Here is a 22,058-nt window from a genome sequence, read left to right as displayed (position 1 = left end):
CACGCGAACAACTCTGCAACCGGGTGCAACGCTCGCTTTCGAAGACCCCGTCACATAGGACTGGAGTGTGATCGGCGAAACGAATCGACTCGAACCGGCCCTGGCCAGTGGTGAAGACCCGGCGCAGTACGCACGTGTTCTCGAATCCGTGTACGAAGCAACGATGTCGGGACGCAAGCCGCCTGCGCGTCCGCGCTCCGTCATCGCGAATTCGTGGTCGCGTTTGCGTGCGCTCGGACTCGATCCGGACCGGTGCTCGATCACCGAGACCGGCCGCGAATCCGAGATCGAAGAAGGCAGACGCGCAGCCGGCATGGCGGAGATCTTCGGCGAGGCGGTGCACGGTCTGGCACCACTCGTCGGCCCGGACGACGCGAATCTGATCGTGGTGGCGGACCGCTACGGACGTATCCTCTGGCGACACGGGTCCAGTCGAATGTTGGATCGGGCCGAACGGCTCGGGATGATCGAGGGTGCGTCGTGGACCGAGGAAGCTGTTGGTACCAACGGGATCGGCACTTCCTTGGCATCAGGTTCGGCAGTGCAGGTGTTCTCGGCCGAGCACTACTCGCGCTCGCAGCATCCGTGGACCTGCTCCGGGGCGACGGTTCGAGATCCGCGTAGTCGCCGGGCCATCGCCGTCGTGAACGTCGCCGGCGCAGCAGACACGGTCCACCCGTCGACTCTCGCTCTGGTGGACAGTGTGGCCAGGCTGGCGGAATCCGCACTGCGGGAGAAGCATCGAATCGGATTGGATCAGCTCCGGATGATCTCGGCATCGACGCTGGCTCGTGCGAGTCAGCCGACAGTGGTCGTGGACCGCAGTGGCTGGGTCGCGGCGGTGGACTCGATGGCGCCGATCTACAGAATCGCACTGCCGAAAGTGATGAGCAGCGGCGAGCATTGGCTCCCGTCGCTCGGACTATGTATGTGCGAGCCGCTTCCGGGTGGTTGGCTCGTCCGCCCTCAAATGGATCCGGCGTCCGGAACGGTTTGTGCCGAAGTCGAATTGGATGTGCAAGATCCGAATGCGATGGAATTGCGGTACTCCTCGGCAATGGGGAGCTGGAGCATCGACCTCAGCCCGCGCCATTCGCAGATCCTCGTGGCTCTGACACAGGCGCCCGAGGGCCTCACGGCCTCGCAGCTCGCCTCACAGTTGTTCGGCGATCCGCGCAAGACGGTGACCGTCCGGGCCGAGATGTCGAGGTTGCGTAAGCGATTGGCCGGAATCCTGTTGGCTCAGCCCTATCGCTTCGACCCGGCGGTGAGGGTAAAAACCGCCCCTACTGTGCGCCTTTATTAACCGCGGGGGGTTAATAAAGGCGCACAGCAGAGCGGCGCGAACGCCGCACCTGCGCGTACTCGTAGCCGTTCTGCCAGGTCACGGTGGCCACCAGAACCCAGATGATCCACGTGGCGCTCATGTGCGTGCCGACGATGCCCATGACGATGGGGACGGCGGTGCACGGGAGCGCCCAGCCGAGCAGCCACCGTCGGTCCGATCGCGCGAACAGCCCTGCCACCAGGCTGATTCCGAAATAGACTGCGATGCTTCCGCACAACAACCACCGCAGGTTCGCGGGCGTATGCTCCGCGCCGTGTTCGGTTGCCGCTCCGAGCCCCGCGACCAGAACCGCGATAGCGCCGGTGGTGAAACAGTGCAGCGCCATGTCGATGCGAGCGGGAAACTTCTCGGGCTGCAGGTGCGGAACACCGGCGTGGCCGTAGAGAAGCGAGAGAGCCCACATGCCCGAGAGCAGGACAAACGATCCGACTGCGAGGCTGACCACCGTCGAGTCCCAGGTGAGCTTCGAGGCCGCAGAAATCACGAGGATCACACCCTCGCCCAGCACGATGATGACGTACAGGCCCAAGCGCTCGGCAAGGTGAGCCCGATCGGAGTGCAGGGCTTCGAGTTCGGGCATCCGGTCGTCCTTGAACCCCCGAACCTTGATGATGCGGTCGAGCTTTTCCTGCGCGTCTTCCATGATCGCGCTGCCGGAGACGACGAACATGATCAGCAGGTCGATGGCCACACCGGCGGTCCAGAGCCAGAACCGAGTTTCGCCCTCGAACCAGAACGAGACGATCCACGGGATCACACCGAGAGACATCTGGGCGATCGGCCAGTCCACGACTATCTGGCCGTTGTGCCACACCCGACTCGCCAGCAGACGTACGGCCACGTAGGCGACAGCGAAGGCCAGCGCATGGTTGTCGTGGATGCCGGCCACGGCCGCCATCATGACGGCCAGTCCGAACATGGCGATCAGCATGCTCGGGATCCGGACACGGTCACCGGCAACGTTGCCGTACATCGTGAACGTCGCCCACGCGGTCCAGAACGCGAGATAGAGCAACGCGTAGAGCGCGACATCCGACCACGACGGCGAACCGTGGAGCAGGTGAGCCAACTGACCGATACCGGCAACCACGACGAGGTCGAAGAACAATTCGATCCACGACGCGTGTCGCTCGAGCACCGCCTTCTGCTTCGAGTCTGGTTCATTTCCGAGTTCCGACATACAGCTCAGTATCGGCTATCGGCATCAACAGTGCTGGTAGGCGGCGAAGTTGTCCGTTTTCTCGAAGTAGTGTTTATGCTGTCCGCGCTCACGCGCGCGCCGTCAGGGAGGGGCATGCGAAGGCGCAAGTCGACGCCGTCGACCACATGACAAAGAAGTACGCACAAGAGTTGGCAGACAAGGGCTGACATCGTGAATGTCCCACAGGGCAACCGGGCGTTGTGTTTTCGAGAAGCCATGGCGCACGTGTGCTCACCGAGACTGCCGGAAGCTCCCATCTGGATCGTGTGCACCGTGGACGGTGGTGATCACAAGATCGTGACAGGATCGGTGAACGAGGTCGAGCACCGCGAGTCGAATCCACTGACCTACCACCGGCGTGTATTCGGTACGCACGCACCGACGTCAGTGCTCTAGGAAGGAGAGCCATGTATGTACTGGTGGACGACGGCCGCGTCAGCATCCACGATGTGGACAACCTGAAGGCCTTTCACGTCGAGGTGAGTGCCGACATCTCCGAAGCCGAACTGGACGAACTCTTGCGCCTTCAGGATTACGGATACGTCAGCGGTGGTAGTGCATTCATCTCGGTAGCCCGCGTTCGCGAGAGCACCACGGACGTCGAAGGTGTTGCCGCGATGGTCGAATACGCCCAGAGCAAAGGCTGGGTGGACGAGGACGGCGAAGCACTGCAGGCTCACGTCGTTCGCCAGAAGTAGCGGAACGGCTCAGACCATGTCGTTCTTCTGCAGCCATCGCAGCGTTGGCCAACCGCAGAACACCGGGAGCCAGCAGGTCAGCACTCGGTAGAGCAGGACCGACGGGACCGCGATGCTTGCCGGCAGTCCGAATGCGGACAGACCACCGATGAGGGCGGCCTCGACGGCTCCGACGCCACCCGGTGTCGGAGCCGCCGAGGCGAGCGTCCCACCGATCATCGTAACGATGGTGACGGTGATGAACGTCGTTCCGCCGCCGAATGCTTCGACGCTCGCCCACAGAGCCAGGGCGGCACCGAGAGTTGTTGCGGCGCTGCCGCCCACGATGATGAGGAAGCGGGTCGGGTTTCGCGCGAGTTGGCTCAGTTCACCCAACACCTCGGTGATCTGAGGACGCAGATCGTCGCGCAGCCACCCACGGAGTTTCGGGATGAACATGAATGCACCGAGAACTCCGAGCGCTACGCCGCCCGCCAGGTACAGAACAGTGGATCCCGGGATGAAGTGCGAGAGGTTCGTATCACGTCCGGCGACGATCGAGAAGAAGATCAGCAAGCCGACGTGGGTGACCACCTGAACCGTCTGTTGCAGCGCGACTGCGGCCGTTGCGCGGACGGTACCGAGCCCGCCCTTCTGCAGGAACCGCACGCTCAGCGCGAGCCCGCCGACTCCGGCCGGAGTTGTCGTCGCCGCAAAGGTGTTGGCCACCTGCATGATCAAGAGGTTGCGGTAACTGACCATCGACGACGCACAGGCCCACAGGGCCGCAGCCGCGCCGACGTACGTCAGTGCGGAGACGCCGAGGCCGAGCAGTGCCCACCACCAGTTGGCCGTCTTCAGCTCGGTGATGAACGCGGGGACCTGGCTGATGAAGGGGTAGGCGACGTAGACCAGACCGATGAGCAGAACGAGCTGGATCAGCTGGTTGCGACTGAATCGGGTGACCTGTGCGGGAGCGACCTTTTCGATCCCGTTCTTGGCACCGACCTCGTCTCGGATCTCGGTCATCAGTTTCGCGGAATCCGTGACCGTCCGCCGAATTCGGTTGGGCAATGCAGCGGTGGTCAATCGGCCGGAGGCGGCGAGAATCGTGTCTGCGCCTTGCGCTCGAATCGCGGCGTCCACCGCTGCATCGACCCCAAACAATGATGCGGTGGCGAAGAGAAGTTGTGCGTTGTCGGACTGCATCTGAACTTCGGTGGCGCCGAATTCGGAGTACGCGTACCCGCCGAAGAGGATGGTTCCGCCTTCGACACGAATCTCGGAAGCGCGCAGGTCGCCGTGCGCCATCTGGTGCACGTGAGCGGTATGCAGTGTTTGCCACAGCGCGTCGATCAGTTTGGTGGATTCTTCCTCGCCCGCCTGGTTCTCGACGGCGACGGCAAGGGGGATGCCACGAGGACTCGGGCGCGCGTACATCTCCCACCCGCGATCGAGTACCGAGATTGCGACGGCCTTGGAACTGGCCAGACCGATGTCGGCGAAAGCGATACCCATGAGCGCTCGGTGTTCGACGGCGCGACGAAGTGATCCGTAGGGCGGCGGAGTTTCACGGTTACGGAAAGAGATCCAACGGAACGTCTGTCGAATTGCTCCGCTGCTTCGCTGGTTCTGTCCGTACAACTCGACGACGAGTTCGTCGAAAGGTTCGTCGTCCGGTGCTTGGTCGATGGCTGCGGACATGACAAGAGGCCCGATTCCCGAGGGACTCACGACGCGGAATGCGGTGACGCGGTAACCGCGCCGCGCGAGTACGCGTACTGCCGAGTCCAATGGCACTTCGAGGGCAGGGGTGCCGACGGCGAGAACGATCACCGCGCCGATCAGGTAACCGACGGCGAGACCCAGCATCGATCGTGCGGGAACGATCGAGCTGACGATCAGATGGATGGGAGCGAAGAGCAGAAGCAGCGTCCACCAGGCTCGTCGCCACTTCTTCGGAAGCCACGGGCCCGAGACGGTGAGCACCGCCGCGAGCATCGCGATCCATCGCGGATCGTCGAGGAATTGAGACAGGAAGGTGGCGTCGAGTCGGTCCGGCACGTCGAGGTGCCATTTCGGTGCCGCCAGGCCTGTTCCGGTGAAGGACAGCGCGACACCGGCGCACAGTCCGGCGGCGGCGTATCCGGCCAGCAACTTCCACCGGCGCCCGACGATCAGGCCGATCAGGATGGCGAACGGTAGCGCCAGAATTGCGATGCCGTAGAGCAGGTACACAGTGTCGGACAGGCTCGGCGAGAGAACACCGACGATGTTGGACACCGACGTTTCGAGGGCGTCCCACTGACTTCGAGTGATCAGAGATCCCGCGATCACGCCGCCGAGCAGCACAGCAGCGATCGCAACCCGCATGATGTCGCTCGTACGGCGGTGCAGTGGTGGCAGGAGGCTTCCCGTTACCGGGATCTCCCGTCCGTCTACTCGCATCTCGCCAGAACTCTCTTCTCTCGGGGTTACCGACCGTCTCAGTTACCTCGATCAAGGTACCGCGTGAGGGTTCGGCGACTGGGAAGCCGGACCTGTCGTTACCTCCTCGATGCCAAGCAACATTCTCTTCGGACCCGCGGGAGCGGGCTTCGGCGCGTAAAATTCACTTTCCGGACGTTCGTTCATTTCGACGACAGGGAGTGCGTATTCATGAGCCCCGACGCCAGCGGTGTGGACGGTCGGGTTCCTGACCTGCCGACCCCGTCGACCAGAATTTCCGTCACCGAGGATTACGCGGCCGAGATCGACGAGCTGTCGAGTCTCAAGCACAAGCTCGGCGTGCTGGAGCCTTCGGAGTTCGCGGATGCCTGGAAGCAGGGCTATCCGTACGAGAAGAAGATGTCGCGCCGCGAGTACGAGCGGAAGAAGCGGCGTCTGCAGATCGAGTTGCTCAAGCTGCAGCTGTGGGTCAAGGAAACCGGTCAGAAGGTGCTCATCATCTTCGAAGGTCGCGATGCTGCCGGTAAGGGCGGGTCGATCAAGAGATTCACCGAGCATCTCAATCCCCGTGGAGCCCGCGTGGTCGCGCTCGAGAAGCCCACCGACATCGAGCGGACGCAGTGGTATTTCCAACGCTATGTCGCACACCTACCCAGCGGCGGCGAGATAGTGATGATGGACCGGTCCTGGTACAACCGCGCCGGCGTCGAACGAGTGATGGGTTACTGCACGCCGACGCAGTATCTCGAGTTCATGAGAGAGACCCCGGACTTCGAGCGGATGCTCGTCAACTCCGGGATTCATCTGCACAAGCTGTGGTTCTCGGTCAGCCGCGAAGAGCAGTTGGCGCGGTTCGCGGCCCGCCGAACGGACCCGGTGCGTCAGTGGAAGCTCTCACCGACCGATCTGGCTTCGCTCGACAAGTGGGACGACTACACCCAGGCCAAGGAAGCCATGTTCTTCTACACCGATACCGGGGATGCGCCCTGGACGGTGATCAAGAGCAACGACAAGAAGCGCGCTCGCCTCGAGGCGATGCGTCACGTGCTCGCCAGCTTCGACTATCCCAACAAGGATCACCGGGCTGTCGGTACTCCGGATCCCTTGATCGTCGGGCCGGCGTCGGCCGTATTCGAAGAGGGCGAGCACGTGAACGTGGAGTTGCCTCAGCTCTAGCGCAGGTGATCGCTCAGATCGAACTGGCCTCTGCCCACAGATTGATGCCGCTGTCCTTGGCGTGCTGATCTATGGAGGCCAGTTCGGCTGCGCTGAATTCGAGATTGTCGAGCGCGCCGACGTTGGCTTCGAGTTGGGCGACACTGGACGCACCGATCAGTACCGAGGTGACCCGCGAATCGCGGAGTGCCCAGCTCAGTGCCAGCTGAGCCAGCGACTGGCCGCGGTCTGCCGCGATGTCGTTGAGCGCGCGGATGTGGGTGAGAGCGTCGTCGGTCAACCACGACGGATCCAGTGACTTACCTTGAGCTGCACGGGAATCCTCGGGGACGCCGTTCAGATAGCGATCGGTGAGCATGCCTTGAGCGAGTGGTGAGAACGCGATGACGCCGACGCCGAGATCGTCGACAGCCGACAGCAGGTCCTGCTCTATCCAGCGGTTCAGCATCGAATAGCTCGGCTGGTGGATCAAGAGCGGAACCCCCGCAGCGGCGAGCAGTGCGGCGATTTCACGGGTGCGCTCCGGCGAGTACGAACTGATACCCGCGTACAGGGCCTTGCCCTGCTGGACAGCGCTGATCAGGGCGCCTGCGGTCTCGTCGATCGGAGTTTCGGCGTCAGGGCGATGGCTGTAGAAGATGTCGACATAGTCGACGCCGAGTCGTCCGAGCGACTGATCGAGGGACGACAGCAAATACTTGCGGGAACCACCGAATCCGTAGGGGCCGGGCCACATGTCCCAGCCGGCTTTGGACGAGATGACCAATTCCTCGCGGTACGAAGAGAAATCCTCACGCAGGATCCTGCCGAAGTTCGTCTCGGCGCTTCCGTACGGGGGACCGTAGTTGTTCGCAAGATCGAAGTGGGTGATTCCGAGATCGAATGCCCGCCGCAGAACTGCGCGCTGGTTCTCGATCGGTACGTCGTCGCCGAAGTTGTGCCAGAGGCCCAGCGAGATGGCCGGGAGTTTGAGACCGCTCCGACCGGTTCGGCGGTACGGCATGGCTTCGTAGCGGTCCTGCGCGGCGACGTACTGATCGGACATGGTGCCTGCCTTCACATCGTTGTGTTTGCGGTTGAGCGTTCACTCCCGACCATTATCGCCGACGGCGCTCAGGTGTGCCGGCGGCTGGAGGTGTGTCAGTCAAAATGCTTGCGGTTTAAAGCAATTCGATCGATCTTTTGGACCGATGTTCAGGTTCGAGTCACAGTGCCGGGCGGCGGTGACGTCGACCACGTCTGGGCTCGCATCTAAGGGAACGGTAAGGAATCGCGGTTACCATGGTCACAGTCGATCGGCGATACCGATCGCCGATTCGCTTCGAACATGTTGCCCAGCAGCCGGATCCGGGGTCCGGCGAGGAGATCTATGTCGACGCAGTCCGTAGTGCACGCACAATCATCCGCAGACGAGAGCGTCGTGGGGGATTCGTCTCCGCCGGGTGGTGGAAGCCGGCGATATCTCGAGCAACTGATCAGATACGACGTGCCGGCGTCGCTGGTCGTATTCCTGGTGGCGCTTCCCCTGTCATTGGGAATTGCGATCGCCTCCGGGGCGCCGATCATGGCAGGTCTGATCGCCGCAATCGTCGGCGGAGTGGTGGCCGGAGCTGTGGGAGGTTCACCGCTGCAAGTCAGTGGTCCCGCAGCCGGCCTGACCGTGGTGGTCGCCGAACTGATCGGCAAGTTCGGGTGGAAAGTCACCTGCCTGATCACCGTCGGCGCCGGAATTCTGCAGATCGTGTTCGGGCTCAGCCGAATTGCCCGTGCGGCGCTGGCTATTGCTCCAGTGGTGGTGCATGCGATGCTCGCCGGTATCGGCATCACCATTGCGCTACAACAGGTTCACGTGTTGTTGGGTGGAAGCTCGGCCAGCTCGGCGCTGGACAATCTACGGCAGTTGCCCGCACAGATCGGTGCCTTGCATGTCGAGGACCTGATGATCGGACTCGTCGTCATCGCCACCCTTCTCGGGTGGCGCTATCTCCCTGCCGGTGTCCGCAAGGTTCCGGCGGCGTTGGTGGGCATCGTATTGGCAACTCTCGCTTCGCTGGCGCTGCCGATCGACGTCGAGCGTATTGCTCTCGACGGATCTTTGCTGGACTCGATCGGACTCCCCGCTCTGCCCGACGGCCAGTGGCTCGGCGTCGCAACCGGCATCCTCACCATCGCCCTGATCGCCAGTGTGGAGAGTCTGCTCTCGGCCGTGGCCGTGGACAAGATGCACTCGGGCCCGCGGTCGAACTTCGATCGCGAGATGCTCGGCCAGGGCACCGCGAACATGGTGTCCGGGGCCATCGGCGGCCTTCCGGTCACCGGGGTGATCGTGCGCAGTGCGACCAATGTCGAGGCCGGGGCGAAGTCCCGCGCGTCGTCGATCATGCACGGCCTGTGGATTCTGCTGTTCTCGGCTGCGCTCGCCGGGTTGGTCCAGCAGATTCCGAAGTCTGCACTGGCCGGACTGTTGATTGTCATCGGTATTCAACTGGTCAAGCTGGCGCACATTCGGTTGGCGCGACGGACCGGTGATCTGTGGGTGTACGGCACCACGGTGGTCGGCGTCGTGTTCTTGAATCTGCTCGAGGGCGTCCTGATCGGGTTGGCGCTGGCCATCGCCCTCCTGGTGTGGCGTGTCATCCGCGCAACTGTCACCGCAGAAGAGTTGGGCGACAACGATTCCGGGAAGTGGCGCGTCCTGGTCGAAGGCTCGTGCACCTTCCTGGTGCTGCCCAAGCTGACGTCGGTGCTCGCCGGACTCCCACCGCGGTCGGACGTCACCGTCGAGCTGTCTGTCGACTTCCTCGACCATGCCGTCTTCGACGTCATCGAAGAGTGGGCGAGGCAGTACGAGTTGGCAGGTGGTTCGGTGGTCATCGACGAAGTCGGCTCGGTGAGTATGGAGAGCGCGACCACCGGTCCGCCGAAGCGCGGCGCCGCAGTCACCGACCTGCGCGGCTTGCTCGCGCCGTGGGGCAGTTGGCAACCACAGGCTTCGGGGAGGAATCTGAGCAGCCCGCCGGCCTTGCGGCCCATTCTCGACGGGGTGTCCAACTATCATCGCCATCGCGCCGAAGCGATACGGCCGCACATGGATCAGTTGCGCGACGGGCAGAACCCCGACTCTCTTTTCCTTACCTGCGCAGATTCGCGAGTGGTGCCGAACATCATCACGAGCAGTGGCCCCGGCGACCTGTTCACCGTGCGCAATGTCGGAAACCTGGTTCCTGCCGGCGGCCGCGATACGTCGGTGGAAGCGGCACTGGCCTTCGGGATCGACGAGTTGGGTGTCAGCTCGGTGGTCGTGTGCGGACATTCGGGCTGCGGCGCGATGCAAGCACTCCTGACGAACGGTTCGTCGGAATCGGGAGTCGTCGGGGAATGGCTGCGGCATGCGGAGACGAGCTTGCAGGCCTATACGAGTGGCCATCCGGTCGCGCGTGCTGCGGCCGAGGCAGGTTTCTCGGAGGTCGATCAGCTCGGAATGGTCAATGTCGCAGTCCAATTGCAGACTCTCGAACGCCATCCTCTCGTCGGTCAGGCCCGTGTGGATGGTCGCCTGCGTATCGCCGGACTGTTCTTCGACATCGGCTCGGCTCGGGTCATCGAAGTGACAGCGTCAGGGATCGGCCAGTTGATCGAGACCTGAAGGGGCTATTCGGGTCCGGGCTGATCCCTGAGTTCGACCAGCAGGCGAGCCCCGCCGAGTGGACTGTCGTGAAATGTCGTCCGTCCGCCGTGCAGGGCCGCCTGCTGCGCCACCAGCGCCAGGCCCAAACCGGAGCCTGTCTTGCCTGCCGTCGATCCGCGAGTGAAGCGCTCGAACACGCTCGAGCGTTCCTCGGCCGGTATTCCGCAACCGTTGTCGTCGATCGTGATCGTGACGGTGTCCGGTGAATCTGCCGGGCGAGCGAGGGTGATGCGCACCGCGCTCGCGCCGCCGTGGCGGACTGCATTGGTGATCGCGTTGTCGAGGATCAACCGGATTCCGCCGGGAAGGGCCCGGATGCAATAGGGGAGTGGGGAATCCACCGTGACGACGCCGACGTCGAGCCCAGGATGATGTCGGCGTGCGTCGTCGGCAGCGATGTCGCAGACCTCGGTCAAATCGGTGTCCTTGAAATCCTCGGCCGTCGAGAGTTCACCCTTCGCCAGGCGCTCGAGGTCTCTCAGAGTTGACTCGACGCGGCCCTGCGCGCGGGCCAGATCTGTGAGGATCTCGCGTCTTTGTTCGTGATCGAGGTCGTGAATGGACAACACTTCGATGTCGGTTCGCATTGCTGTCAACGGAGTTCGGAGTTCGTGAGCCGAGGCGGACGCAAAATCTCGGGCGGCGGCAAGGGCGGAGTTGGTTGCGGCTTGCGCTCGAGCGACGTCGCTGAGCATCGATTCTGCTGCTGCAGCAAGCTCGTCCGCTTCACGGATTCCGGAAACCTCGGTGGCGAGATCGGGATCGCGCCTGGCGATCCGGCGGGTCAACTCCACGAGGGGGCGCACCGCCGGGCCACCGAACAACCATCCCAACGCAGCTGCGGCCGCTACGGCCCCGACGCCGAAGAACGCAACCTGTCGCTGTTGGTCGACTGTGATGTCTCGCGCTTCGGCATAGGGAACCGCCAGCGAGACAAGGGCATTGATCCCGTCGGCCTCGGCGGTATATGCCCGGTACTTCGTACCGTCCACGTCGACGGTCGCCGAGCCGACCGGTAGTTCGGGCAGTCGCGTCGGAGTACTGGATTTGACGGTTCCGTCGGTATCGGAGCGGATGGTCACGGAAAAGGCGCCGCCGTCTCCGAACGCACCGAGAAAAGGTCCCGCTGTTGCAGCATTGGCCACGATGACCGTCGATGCCGTCTCGAGTCGGCGGTCCAATTGCGCTAGATTATTTCGTGCGATAGCCAGTGCAACGACCACACCGAGTGCGATGACGATGAACGTCGCCCCCAGTGCCGCGGCCGCGGCAACGCGAGTTCGTAGTGAGAAGCGGCGACGCTTCACGGGTTCTCCCGAAGCACAAACCCGACGCCGCGAACCGTATGCAGCAGACGAGGTGAACCACCGGATTCGAACTTTCGACGCAGATAGCCGATGAAGACGTCCACGACGTTCGTGTCGGCGACGAAGTCGTAGCCCCACACCAGTTCGAGGAGACGTTCGCGAGTGAGCACGATGCCGGAATTGTGTGCGAGCACTTCGAGTAGCTCGAATTCGCGTTTGGTGAGCGGTACTTCCTTGCCGTCGACACGAACCCGGCGACCGGAGAGATCGATGTCGAGGTTTCCGACCCGCAGGGTATTCGTACCCTCGGAGTGATCGCCGGCCGGAGTGTTGCTGCGACGGAGCATTGCGCGGATCCGGGCAACCAGTTCGGCAAGAACAAACGGTTTGACCATGTAGTCGTCTGCACCGGATTCGAGCCCGGCGATGCGATCGTCGACCGAGTTGCGCGCACTGAGCACGCAGATCGGGATTTCGTTGCCGGCGGCACGAAGCGCCGTCACCACACCGGTGCCGTCGAGCACCGGCATGTTGATGTCGAGGACTACCGCGTCCGGTCGCTTGTCGGAGATCACTCGGAGCGCGTCGGCGCCGTCCACCGCCGTCAGTACGGTGAATCCCGAGAGCCGCAATCCGCGTTCGAGTGAGGTCAGGACGTCTGCGTCGTCGTCGACTACGAGGATTTTCGGTATCTCGGTCACAGCCCCATTGTGCCTTGCCTGGTACGTCGGGTTTCGCCGATCAGACCGGCAAGTCGGTACCGTCCGGACGCAGACCGGCCATGAACACCGCGACCAACCGCGGGACCAGGTTCGGCATGGCCTCGTCGGACAACTCGATTTGCGGGCGCGTCAGTTTGGCCAGAGCCATGACGAATTCGAGCGGTTGCAGATCGGCGCGAACCAGTCCGGCGCTCTGAGCGGCGCCGATCGTCGCGGTCATCTTCGTTTTCGTCACCTCACGCACCGCCAGAACTTCGGGCGCCAGCTCGGTGAAACTGCGTTCCACCAGTGCAGGAATGAGCGCACCCAGGCGCAGTTCCACGAGGCGGTCCACCAGCGTGTGCCACGCGTTTGTCGGATCGGTGGACATTGCCGTGAGTGCGATGTCGGCAGCCTCGCGGACATCGGTCAGTGTTGCGACGGCAACGGCGGTCACGAGGTCCTCGCGCGTCGGAAAGTTTCGATACAGCGTGGCGATGCCCACTTTCGCGAGTTCTGCGACTGCATCGAGCGGCGCGTCGTGCCCGCGCTCGGTGAACACCGCTCGTGCGGCGTCGACTATTGCGTTTCTGCGTTCACGTGCATCGGCTCGCACATCCACCTCCGGTATTGACAGTTCATAATAACCGGAGGAATATCTTCCACAAATAGTGGAGGAAAAACTTCCACTTAGGGAGGGTAGTTATGAACGCCGAAGTTGAAGCACAGGACCGCAAGAAGTTGGTGGCTGTGGTGTTGGGCTTGTCCGCCGTGATCGGGCTGATGCTGCTTGCCTTCGTACTGCCCTCGGTCAACAGTGGCCCGCACGAACTGAAGTTGGGCATCACCGGTCCAGCTGCGGCAACCGAACAGATCAGCACCTCGCTCGAGGCGAGTAAGCAAGGCGCCTTCGATACTCGAGAATTCGCTGACGCCGACGCCCTGCGTGACGCGATTCGGAATCGCGACGTGGTCGGCGGAATCGCCGTTGATGCCAACGGTCCTCACGTGTTGATCGCGACTGCAGGCGGAACCCCGATCGCCCAGACCCTGACCGGGGTGGCCAACGGCCTCTCGGAGGCCTCGGGGGCAAAGGTGCCCGTCGAAGACGTTGTGCCGCTGACTGCGGACGACCCGACCGGTGCTGGGCTCACGGCATTGGCCTTGCCCTTGGTGTTCGGCGGAATCATGCCCGCTGTTGTTCTCGTGCAACTGTTTCCGCGCAGCATCGTCAAGCGAGTGTTGGGCGCTGTCGGCGTCGCGGTGGTCGCGGGTTTTGCACTGACTGCCATTCTGCAGTTCGGCACCAACAGTCTTGACGGAAACTACCTGCTCACCGCGCTCGCACTCACCATGGGCATGTCGGCCATCTCGCTTCCCATTTTGGGGCTCGAATCCCTGCTCGGGATGAAGGGGTTCGCGTTGGGCGCCGTCACGATGATGTTCATCGGAAACCCACTCTCGGGGATGGCGACAACTGCCGCGTGGTTGCCCGCAGGCTGGGGCGCATTGGGGCAGCTGCTCCCACCTGGCGCCGCAGGAGCATCCGTCCGTTCGATGGCGTTCTTCGACGGCCATGGCGCCACCACGCCACTTCTGGTGCTGGTGTGCTGGATTGCCGTCGGGATCGCGCTGTGCGTGGCTGCCGGCCGGAAGAAGGCGTCGGCGCCGGTTATCGAACCGGAGGCTGCGCTGGTCTAGCCGGCGCAGCTTGCGTACGGGGTCAGGTCGGGAATCGGCCAGACCCCGTCAACGCGTTCCACGGCCAGTTCGGCGACCACGGTGTCCTCGTCCATCGGTAGAGGTCGGAGGATTCGGGGCTTTTCCGCCTCCCATTCGACGTCGATGCCCGCGGAGGTCAGGGCGTCCTGATCGATGACGGCGACGACCAGCGGCAATGTGAGGTCGCCGAACACGAGATCGAGTACCGAAGCGAGTGCGTCCGGGGTCGTTGCGCGAATGAATCCTGCCTCGTCGTAACTGATTCCGCGCGTCGAGACCTCGTACTCACCGAAACGCTTGCATGCTTCCCAGTCGTCGGCGATAGCGACGTGGACGAGTCGTTGTCCGGTCATGCAGTGCTCCTGTAGTATTCGAATTAATGAAACGTCAACGTAGCATTAATTTACCGGCACGGTAACAGGGGACTTGATGGAGCAACCGCGCAGACGTGGGAGAACCAGTGACGCCGAGCGCGCCGAACGACGCAACGAGATTCTCGACGTCGCTGTCGACTCGTTTCGAGATGTCGGGTTCGCCCGAACTACCATCGAGGGCATTGCCACGGTGGCCGGCGTCGCCAAGCGCACCGTGTACAGCTACTTCGGCGACAAGTCTGCGGTCTTTGCAGCTGCGGTTGCGCGTCAGCACGCGTACGTCGACGATGCCGGCGAGGGCCAGTCCGACCTGCTCGCCGCTGCAGTGGACATCGTCATCGCCCTGCACAGCGACAACTCGATTGCGCTGCACCGCATGATGATCGGCGAGGCCGTGCAGTTCCCTGAATTGGCCGCAGCGTTCTACGAATCCGGCCCGGCCAAGTCGATTGCCTTTCTGGAGAAGATTTTGATCGATCAGCACGGCCAGAAGGCTGCGCTGTGCGCGGATCAGTTGTACACCTTGCTGCTCGGGGAGGAGCACCGGCGGCGACTGCTCGGGCTCACCTCCGAACCGACAGCCGAAAGAGCGGCGCAACTGGCGGCCCGCGCGGTGGGATGCGTTCTGAGATCTGATCGGTAGGCTCGACTGGGTGAGTAACTCTGTGATCTGGTTTCGACGCGATCTGAGGGTCGGTGATCTTCCGACTCTGACTGCAGCGGCGGATGCCGGCGGACAGACGTTGGGTTTGTTCGTCCTCGACGAGAAGTTGCTCGGACCGGCAGGCTCACCCCGCCAGAATCAACTGCTCGCCAACTTGTCGGCACTCGACAACCAGCTCGACGGACGATTGATGGTTGTTCGAGGTGATCCGGCAGACGTGGTGCCCCGCGTGGCGGAATCCGTTGGCGCCGAAGAAGTTCACATCAGTGGCGACTACGGGCCCTACGGCCGACGGCGCGACGCGGCCGTGGCCGAGAAGGTGGAGTTGATCGCCACCGGGTCACCATATGCCGTGGCGCCCGGACGCGTCACCAAGGCGGACGGTGATCCGTACAAGGTGTTCACGCCGTACTTCCGTCAGTGGATGGAACATGGTTGGCGGGGCCCCGCGTCGACCGATGCGGGGACGGTCCGTTGGTTCGATCCGAGCGAGAAGGACGGTGGCCCGCGCCGAGTGAGTATCCCCGCGCCGTCCGGCACCGTCAGCGATGTCGTCGGTGAGGCCGGTGCGCTCGAACAGTGGAAAGAATACTGCGAGAACGATCTTGACCGGTACGACGACGAACGAAATCGACCCGACCTCGACACCACGAGTCGGATGTCGATCCCGCTCAAGTACGGCACGATTCATCCGAGAACCATGTTGGCAGATCTCTCCAAGCGACTCGGAGACGGCGCTCAGGCGTACCGTCGCCAGCTTGCTTGGCGAGACTTCTACGCGGACATCCTGTTTCAGCGCCCCGACAGCGCGCGGAAGAACTACGACGACAAGTTCGACCGTTTACGTCACGACGGGGGAGTCGACGCAGACGCCGCCTTCACGGCCTGGTGTGAAGGCAAGACCGGCTTCCCGATCGTGGATGCCGGCATGCGGCAACTCGCCGCCGAGAACTGGATGCACAATCGGGTCCGAATGATCGTCGCGTCATTCCTGGTGAAGGACCTGCACATTCCGTGGTGGCGCGGCGCACGGTACTTCATGTCGCAACTGGTGGACGGTGACTTGGCCTCCAATCAGCACGGGTGGCAGTGGACTGCCGGGTCGGGTACGGATGCTTCGCCCTTCTTCCGCGTCTTCAACCCGATCACGCAAGGGGAGAAGTTCGATCCCGACGGCACATACGTCCGTCGGTGGGTCCCCGAACTTCGCGATGTTCCCGGGAAGGCCGTCCACTCGTTGAAGGCGATGCGCCCAGTCGACTACCCGGACCCGATCGTCGATCACGCGCACGAGCGTGAGGAGGCCTTGCGCCGGTACGGCGAGATCAAAGGCTGAGTGCTCAGTGATCTGCGGGCGCTACGCGGACGCGGTTTCCGTCCAGATCTGAAATGACGAACGTCAGACCGAAGACATCTTCGTTGGGTTCTTCGACGACCTCGACTCCCTTGGCCACCCACTCGTCGTGGATCGCCCGAATTTCGTTGCTCCCGCCGTCGACCAAGATGCCGACTTCGAAATTGCGCGGTGTCGCGGGATCGAGGTCGCGGGACTTGCCGCTCCACAGTGCAAGGACCACACCGCCGCCGAGGTCGAAGGTCATGTACCGAGGGCTGAGGACCTCAGGCTTCGCGTCGAACAATTCGCCGTAGAACGCTGCTGCGGAGGCGGCATCGCTGACGTAGATCAGAAACTGGTTGGGTAGTCGCACTGTGGTTTTCCCTCTCCCGTTGATGTTCGGGCCACCGGCAACGGGGCGTGTGCCTGGTCGTGCGGGGCTGCGTTCAACAATCCCCGCGCGCCGGACGAATGTCCAAGAACAAGTGCGTCTGAGAGGCAGATGGATTACTTATGACGACTGCTGCAGTCACACCGCACTGAGGTGGTACCCGACGCTCAGGTTCGGGTAGTAGCCGTCGATGTAGCTCGAGATGAAGTAGTGATCAGGGTCGGTGGTGCGGGTTCCGTCGGTGTCGAACTGCGGATAGTCGTTGGCCATGAAGACGGCTTGTCCGCCGCCGGGAGTGGAATAGACGACGTCGACCGTCAGGCCGCGCGGGTCCTGGTTGTACGCCGTGACGATTTCGGTCTCGTGGGGCGCGAGCGACTGGCGTGGGCTCTGCATCCACTGTCCGTAGGGGTTGTCGGCGCCTTCGAGATGAATTGTCTGTTCGGTGTCGTTGCTGATCGTCATCGTGATGCTGTTGCCGGTTGTGGGAAGGGTTCCGGCACTGGCGATTCCGCTCAATCCCAACGTGAGGGCGCCGGCGGCCAGAGCTGTGATTGCGGCAACTACGTAGCGTGGGTTCGTCATCGACGGTGTCCTTTGTCCGGGTGAGCGTTCGGTTGGCTCTCTCGAAGACAACTATGTCGGAGCAGATCGATGTCGTATGTCCACTCCCCGGACCCTGTGCAGGCGGAACGGTGTGTCCACCGATCGGGGGACACCTACTCCGACACCGAGACGGCTTCGACCTTTCGCTCGCCGGTGACCAGCAGTCCGATCAGTGCGGCCGCCGCGAGCACCATGACGAGTGCTCCGTAGCCACGCGTCGTATCCACCAATCCGACCTTGCCGACCAGGTAGCCGGCCAGCAAGGCGGGAAGACTGTTGGCCAGATATGCGATGACGTAGACGGTGGACAACAAACCCGCGCGTTCGTGGTTCTCGGCCAGCGGCATGACGGTGAGGATAGTTCCTTGGAATCCTGCTCCGAAGCCGATACCTGCAACAGCCGTACCGACCAGAATCAATACGGCAGAGGATGTTTCAGCACCGATGAGTGTGACGGCCACCCCGAGCACCAAGGCGGTGGTTCCGATCAGCATCACGGTCCGGCCGCCGAGTTTGCGGAAGGTGAGTACTGCTGCCGCTCCGAATCCTGTCAGTGTTGCGACCATGATGGCACCGATGAGGGAGCTGTGAACGTCAAGTGCGTTGCGCGCCAATGCAGGTCCGAGTGAGAGGTAGAAACCTCCCAGTGCCCAGACCGCGATCAGGCACGGTGCGGTCAGGGCAATCATCGTGCGCGCCTGACGAGGAACGGCCAGTGTGGGGCGCAGGGACTGCCAGGCTCCGGGGCGTCCGCCCGAAGTCTCGGGAGCGGCCCATACTCCGAAGATCTCGAGAATGACAAGCACGAGAAGGACCAGGTAGACAGTGCTGGTGGGACGGGGCAGGTGCTCGCTGATGAGGCTCGAACCCACTGCTCCGACTGCAAGCCCCATCGTCGGAGCCACGCTGTTGATGATCGATCCTCGGCCCGGAGTGCGTTCGAGGTCGATCAATGCCGAACCCAGAGCACTGATTGCAGCGCCGGTGGCAACACCCTGTACGACCCGGGCGATGAGCAGGATGGTCAAACCGTCGGCCGAGGCGAACAGCGCGAGCGAGACTGCCTCGAGCGCGAGTGCTCCGAGCAGGACCGGGCGCCTGCCGATGTGATCGGACAGGGATCCGGCGGTCAGGAGCGTGGCGAGCAATGCGAGAGCGTAGATGCCGAACACGAGCGTCGACGCCAGCGAGGAGAATCCCCACAACTGTTGATAGTGCTCGTACAACGGTGTCGGGGTCGCGGATGCGCCCAGGAACGTGGCGATGATGACGGCGATGAGTGTGAAAGCGACGCCTCGCCCAAGGCGTGGGCGTGAAGTGCTCTCGGTCTGAGGTGAAACGGTCGTTGTCATTGTCGTAGCGCTTCCCGTGCGGGTGGTGAAGACTTCAAACGCAAATACTTTGCGTTTGGGACGCTACGCCTGGCCGTAGCCTAATGCAACATCTTTGCGTTAGTATTGGATTTATGAGTCCGTCCGCAGGTCCGCGCCCCGGTGGCCGTAGTGCGCGCATCCAACAGGCCGTGCATGCGTCGGCGCGCAAGTTGTTGGAACAGCGTGATCGAGCCGAGATCACGGTGCCGATGATCGCGACCGATGCGGGAGTGACCCCGTCGACCATCTATCGGCGGTGGGGTGACATCAACGAAGTCTTTGCCGACGTCTCGATCGAGAGATTGCGCCCGGACGCCGACCCGCGTGAAACGGGCTCGCTCCGAGGGGATCTGACGGTTTGGGCGCAGGAGTACCTCGAGGAGATGTCTGCGCCTGTCGGTCGTGCTTCGTTGCGTGACGTGTTGATGAGCGACGATCAGACGCATGCACCGGATGGTACGAAGAAGTTCAAGTGCGCCTTTTTCTGTCGGACACAGATCGACGTGATACTAGCTCGTTGGCCGGAAGCTGCTGACGTGGATGGTGATTCGGTAGTGGACCACGTGGTGGCGCCGATCATCTACCGAATTCTGTTCGACCTCGAACCGGTCGTGCCGCAGCGAGTTGCGGAATTGGTGGATCAGACGCTTGCCCTCGCGGCGCGGGTCGGTGCCGAAGGCTGATCGCTACGTAGTCGGGCGTGGACATGCATGTCGTGCCAGCCGTCGGCGTGCCTGGCGGAGCCTCGTCGAACACCTTCTTCGCTGAACCCTGCTTTGGTGGCGACTCGGCACGATCGTGGGTTGTGGATCGAGTGCTCGAGTTCCAATCGATGAAACCCTGCTTCGCGGAATGCCCACTCGGACAGTGCGGTTACAGCCTGGGTGCACAGTCCGCGGCCGCGCGCCGCTGGGGTCACCCAATACGCGAGCTCGGCAGTGCCGTCCCACAAATTCACCCCCTTTGCTGCGATTCGGCCGAGGAGTTCATTTGTCTCGGGAGCGGCGATCGCCCAATGGCATTCGGATTCGCTTGCCCACCCGTCTCTCCACTGGGTGAGCCAACCCCGTGCTTCGTCGATCGAGTCGGCGCGGCGGATGTGCCAACGCTGAATCGACGGATCGCGAAAGGCTTCCATGACGGCCGGTGCGTCGTCGCGGGTCCAGGGTCGGAGAATCGCGAAAGTCCCGACGTGGATCGAAGGTTGGTCCATTCCCCGGAGATATCCAGCGGCGATAGCGGGCGTGGTCAACTTGGGCACGTGAAGCATCATCGCCTACCCGCCTGATGGCGGGCAATGGCGTGAGCTCTCCGGTCATTATCCCTGCCACTCTGCGTTCAGTCGGCGCGCAGATTCGAGAGTTGCGATGGCCTCTTCGGTGTCAACTCGTGCGAGTACCAATGCACTTACCGTGCAGGAGAGAAGGATTCGAGTGCGATCTGAGAGCGTGGCGTCTGTCTCGGTTGGAAACGCGGCGTGTAATCCACTGTTGATCGCGTCGGCGAGTTCTCGGCGGTACGCGCGGATCACTGCGGCCGCCGCATCGTCGTGCGCGCCGAGTCCGGCAGCCGTATTGAGAAGTAGGCAACCGCGCCGAGGCGAGTCGGCGGTCATGGTGCCGATCGCTTGCGCAAGCGAGGAAAGGTAGTCGTCGACTGCGTCTGCCCCGGGATTTGTCGTGAGGCTGCGCAGACGTGGCCGGATGACATGGTCGAGGTACATCTGCACGGCGGCGTCGAACAATCCGCGCTTGTTGGTGAACGAGTTGTAGAGACTTGACCGACTCAGCCCCGTCGCGGATTCGAGGTCGCCGAGTGAGGCACCTTCGTATCCGCGTGCCCAGAAAACGTCCAAAGCGGCAGCGACCACGGCTGTTGTGTCGAATTCTTGTGATCTGCCCATCAAAGCCTCGCTCTTTCTGTATCGTTCGGTCCAGTATATATTGGACCGAACGATACAGAATTCACTCGAAGCAACAGGAGCTCACCGATGAACGTCGCCGGCTACATCTTCGCGGGACTGGCCGCAGCAGTGCACGTGTACATTTTTGTCCTCGAATCGATTCTCTGGACGGCCCCGAAGACCCGCGCCACGTTCGGCGTGAAGTCCGAGGAAGAGGCGATCACCACGCAGCCGCTCGCCTTCAACCAGGGCTTTTACAACCTTTTCTTGGCGATCGTGTCGGCGGTCGGCATCGTGATTGCGGCGACCGGCTCCGCGTCGGTCGGAATTGCCCTCGTACTGGCAGGCACAGGATCGATGGTTGCCGCGGGATTGGTGCTGATTCTCTCGTCTCCCGACAAAGCCCGCGCAGCCGTCGTACAGATGCTTTTCCCAGCTATTGCCGTTGTTCTGCTGGTAATCCACCTGCTTTGAGTGGTCTCTATCCGCCGCCGAGCACCAGTGATTCGATCAACGCAAAAGCCCCGTTGAGTGCTCCGCAATCGAAGGCTTCGGCCAGGGCGTAACCGATGACAAGTTCGTCGGTGCTCGGCGTGCTCGACCAGACTGCGTCGGTCTGTCTGGGATCGGATTCCTCGTTCTTGGAGAAGTGCCCGATCCGCAATCCGTCGCGGGTGAATGCACTGTTCGCGTCGTCGACTGGGGCGAAGTTCAAACTCACGCCGTCGACGAGTGCCGAGACAGAGTACGAGCGACGGGACAGAAACCCTTTGCCGACAGTGAGTTCGACTTCGTCGCCACCGACAGTGAAGAACAAGTCTGCGGCGGCGCGCGTTCCTATGGGTGTGCCTTCACGGCGCGGGGCATCGACTCGACGCGTCAACAGAGCGTGTGAGTTGCCGTTTCGGACGTCGACGACCCCCGTGTCGACATCGAACGAGATCTCGACTTTTCCGTGAATCGGGTCCATTACGGCGTATTTGACCGTCACTGTGCCTGCCCCCTGTAAGTGTGAACTCGGGTCCATAATACGTGGTGGGAGCGTTGTCCAGTATGCCCGAATCCAAAAAAATAGTGCCGAATGACGCGCGTTTGCGGCCAAATGCTTCTACGCTGGGTCTTGGGTTTGTTGCGCATCCCACA

General features: G+C 62.6%; 23 protein-coding genes. 10 read left to right on the top strand and 13 right to left on the bottom strand.

Translation table 11 applies throughout. The features are described 5' to 3' along the window. Positions 1-67 precede the first annotated feature (67 nt). Positions 68-1,306, top strand: a complete 1,239-nt coding sequence (locus tag A0W34_RS22180; protein ID WP_064073983.1) for a helix-turn-helix domain-containing protein — start codon at positions 68-70, stop codon at positions 1,304-1,306. 10 nt (positions 1,307-1,316) lie between these two features. On the opposite strand, the gene A0W34_RS22175 is transcribed toward A0W34_RS22180, so the two are convergent. Next, complete coding sequence (locus A0W34_RS22175) at positions 1,317-2,528, bottom strand: low temperature requirement protein A (RefSeq protein WP_081558286.1); 1,212 nt, start codon at positions 2,526-2,528, stop codon at positions 1,317-1,319. A 192-nt stretch (positions 2,529-2,720) separates the two neighbouring features. Between A0W34_RS22175 and A0W34_RS22170 the strand changes: the two genes are divergently transcribed. Both A0W34_RS22170 and A0W34_RS22165 read left to right on the top strand, forming a co-directional pair. Further along, on the top strand, positions 2,721-2,945 hold the full coding sequence (locus A0W34_RS22170; protein WP_232329904.1) for a flavin reductase: 225 nt from the start codon (positions 2,721-2,723) through the stop codon (positions 2,943-2,945). Between the two features lie 11 nt (positions 2,946-2,956). After that, entirely contained in the window at positions 2,957-3,247 is a 291-nt protein-coding gene (locus A0W34_RS22165) for a hypothetical protein (RefSeq protein WP_081558284.1), read from the top strand. A gap of 9 nt (positions 3,248-3,256) precedes the next feature. Here the strand turns inward: A0W34_RS22165 and A0W34_RS22160 are convergent, their stop codons facing one another. Continuing rightward, the gene (locus A0W34_RS22160; protein ID WP_007733454.1) at positions 3,257-5,674 is read right to left on the bottom strand and encodes a lysylphosphatidylglycerol synthase transmembrane domain-containing protein; all 2,418 of its coding nucleotides are present in this window, start codon (positions 5,672-5,674) and stop codon (positions 3,257-3,259) included. Between the two features lie 210 nt (positions 5,675-5,884). Between A0W34_RS22160 and ppk2 the strand changes: the two genes are divergently transcribed. Beyond that, positions 5,885-6,850: a polyphosphate kinase 2 gene (gene ppk2 / locus A0W34_RS22155; RefSeq protein ID WP_003940295.1), complete on the top strand. Its 966-nt coding sequence runs from the start codon at positions 5,885-5,887 to the stop codon at positions 6,848-6,850. A gap of 13 nt (positions 6,851-6,863) precedes the next feature. Here ppk2 and mgrA read toward each other — a convergent pair whose 3' ends face one another. Further along, a complete protein-coding gene (gene mgrA, locus A0W34_RS22150) occupies positions 6,864-7,895 on the bottom strand; it encodes an L-glyceraldehyde 3-phosphate reductase (protein WP_007733451.1) in 1,032 nt (343 codons plus the stop codon). Between the two features lie 324 nt (positions 7,896-8,219). On the opposite strand from mgrA, the gene A0W34_RS22145 reads away from it, so the two are divergent. Further along, complete coding sequence (locus A0W34_RS22145; RefSeq protein WP_081558283.1) at positions 8,220-10,496, top strand: SulP family inorganic anion transporter; 2,277 nt, start codon at positions 8,220-8,222, stop codon at positions 10,494-10,496. Positions 10,497-10,501: 5 nt separating this feature from the next. Here the strand turns inward: A0W34_RS22145 and A0W34_RS22140 are convergent, their stop codons facing one another. From A0W34_RS22140 to A0W34_RS22130, 3 genes are read right to left on the bottom strand one after another with little or no spacing between them, the layout of a single operon-like run. Then, the gene (locus tag A0W34_RS22140) at positions 10,502-11,845 is read right to left on the bottom strand and encodes a sensor histidine kinase (protein ID WP_003939972.1); all 1,344 of its coding nucleotides are present in this window, start codon (positions 11,843-11,845) and stop codon (positions 10,502-10,504) included. Continuing rightward, the gene (locus A0W34_RS22135) at positions 11,842-12,546 is read right to left on the bottom strand and encodes a response regulator transcription factor (protein WP_003939853.1); all 705 of its coding nucleotides are present in this window, start codon (positions 12,544-12,546) and stop codon (positions 11,842-11,844) included. Before A0W34_RS22135 ends, A0W34_RS22140 begins: the two co-directional genes overlap by 4 nt. A gap of 40 nt (positions 12,547-12,586) precedes the next feature. Then, positions 12,587-13,162, bottom strand: coding sequence for a TetR/AcrR family transcriptional regulator (locus tag A0W34_RS22130; RefSeq protein WP_029256004.1), 576 nt, complete (start codon positions 13,160-13,162; stop codon positions 12,587-12,589). Between the two features lie 89 nt (positions 13,163-13,251). Here A0W34_RS22130 and A0W34_RS22125 point away from each other — a divergent pair, with 89 nt between their 5' ends. Next, positions 13,252-14,247: a hypothetical protein gene (locus A0W34_RS22125; protein ID WP_081558282.1), complete on the top strand. Its 996-nt coding sequence runs from the start codon at positions 13,252-13,254 to the stop codon at positions 14,245-14,247. Here the strand turns inward: A0W34_RS22125 and A0W34_RS22120 are convergent. After that, positions 14,244-14,621: a DUF952 domain-containing protein gene (locus A0W34_RS22120; RefSeq protein ID WP_003939721.1), complete on the bottom strand. Its 378-nt coding sequence runs from the start codon at positions 14,619-14,621 to the stop codon at positions 14,244-14,246. The genes A0W34_RS22125 and A0W34_RS22120 overlap by 4 nt on opposite strands. A 76-nt stretch (positions 14,622-14,697) precedes the next feature. Here A0W34_RS22120 and A0W34_RS22115 point away from each other — a divergent pair, with 76 nt between their 5' ends. Both A0W34_RS22115 and A0W34_RS22110 read left to right on the top strand, forming a co-directional pair. Then, positions 14,698-15,285, top strand: coding sequence for a TetR/AcrR family transcriptional regulator (locus A0W34_RS22115; protein ID WP_042921655.1), 588 nt, complete (start codon positions 14,698-14,700; stop codon positions 15,283-15,285). A gap of 10 nt (positions 15,286-15,295) precedes the next feature. Next, positions 15,296-16,642, top strand: coding sequence for a cryptochrome/photolyase family protein (locus A0W34_RS22110; protein WP_081558281.1), 1,347 nt, complete (start codon positions 15,296-15,298; stop codon positions 16,640-16,642). A 4-nt stretch (positions 16,643-16,646) separates the two neighbouring features. On the opposite strand, the gene A0W34_RS22105 is transcribed toward A0W34_RS22110, so the two are convergent. The 3 genes from A0W34_RS22105 to A0W34_RS22095 form a co-directional block, all read right to left on the bottom strand. Then, positions 16,647-17,015 (bottom strand): VOC family protein, encoded by a 369-nt coding sequence (locus A0W34_RS22105; protein WP_003939994.1) that lies wholly within the window; start codon positions 17,013-17,015, stop codon positions 16,647-16,649. A gap of 156 nt (positions 17,016-17,171) precedes the next feature. Further along, positions 17,172-17,618, bottom strand: a complete 447-nt coding sequence (locus A0W34_RS22100; protein ID WP_021332236.1) for a hypothetical protein — start codon at positions 17,616-17,618, stop codon at positions 17,172-17,174. A 134-nt stretch (positions 17,619-17,752) separates the two neighbouring features. Next, entirely contained in the window at positions 17,753-18,991 is a 1,239-nt protein-coding gene (locus A0W34_RS22095; RefSeq protein ID WP_003940229.1) for an MFS transporter, read from the bottom strand. 113 nt (positions 18,992-19,104) lie between these two features. Between A0W34_RS22095 and A0W34_RS22090 the strand changes: the two genes are divergently transcribed. Beyond that, positions 19,105-19,695, top strand: a complete 591-nt coding sequence (locus A0W34_RS22090) for a TetR/AcrR family transcriptional regulator (RefSeq protein WP_081558280.1) — start codon at positions 19,105-19,107, stop codon at positions 19,693-19,695. On the opposite strand, the gene A0W34_RS22085 is transcribed toward A0W34_RS22090, so the two are convergent. After that, the gene (locus tag A0W34_RS22085) at positions 19,653-20,273 is read right to left on the bottom strand and encodes a GNAT family N-acetyltransferase (protein ID WP_081558855.1); all 621 of its coding nucleotides are present in this window, start codon (positions 20,271-20,273) and stop codon (positions 19,653-19,655) included. The genes A0W34_RS22090 and A0W34_RS22085 overlap by 43 nt on opposite strands. A 57-nt stretch (positions 20,274-20,330) precedes the next feature. Beyond that, positions 20,331-20,915, bottom strand: coding sequence for a TetR/AcrR family transcriptional regulator (locus A0W34_RS22080; RefSeq protein ID WP_030535389.1), 585 nt, complete (start codon positions 20,913-20,915; stop codon positions 20,331-20,333). An 87-nt stretch (positions 20,916-21,002) separates the two neighbouring features. Here A0W34_RS22080 and A0W34_RS22075 point away from each other — a divergent pair, with 87 nt between their 5' ends. Continuing rightward, positions 21,003-21,389 carry a DUF1304 domain-containing protein gene (locus tag A0W34_RS22075; RefSeq protein ID WP_003939752.1) on the top strand — a complete coding sequence of 129 codons (387 nt, stop codon included), beginning with the start codon at positions 21,003-21,005 and terminating at the stop codon, positions 21,387-21,389. A gap of 7 nt (positions 21,390-21,396) precedes the next feature. Here A0W34_RS22075 and A0W34_RS22070 read toward each other — a convergent pair whose 3' ends face one another. Further along, positions 21,397-21,906 carry a hypothetical protein gene (locus A0W34_RS22070; RefSeq protein ID WP_223304422.1) on the bottom strand — a complete coding sequence of 170 codons (510 nt, stop codon included), beginning with the start codon at positions 21,904-21,906 and terminating at the stop codon, positions 21,397-21,399. Between the last annotated feature and the right edge of the window lie 152 nt (positions 21,907-22,058).

It is taken from the genome of Rhodococcus sp. BH4 (genome assembly GCF_002079265.1).
Taxonomy (GTDB): Bacteria; Actinomycetota; Actinomycetes; order Mycobacteriales; family Mycobacteriaceae; genus Rhodococcus_F; species Rhodococcus_F qingshengii.
The sequence above is the reverse complement of the archived record's forward strand: the minus strand, read 5'-3'. Positions and strand labels throughout refer to the sequence as shown.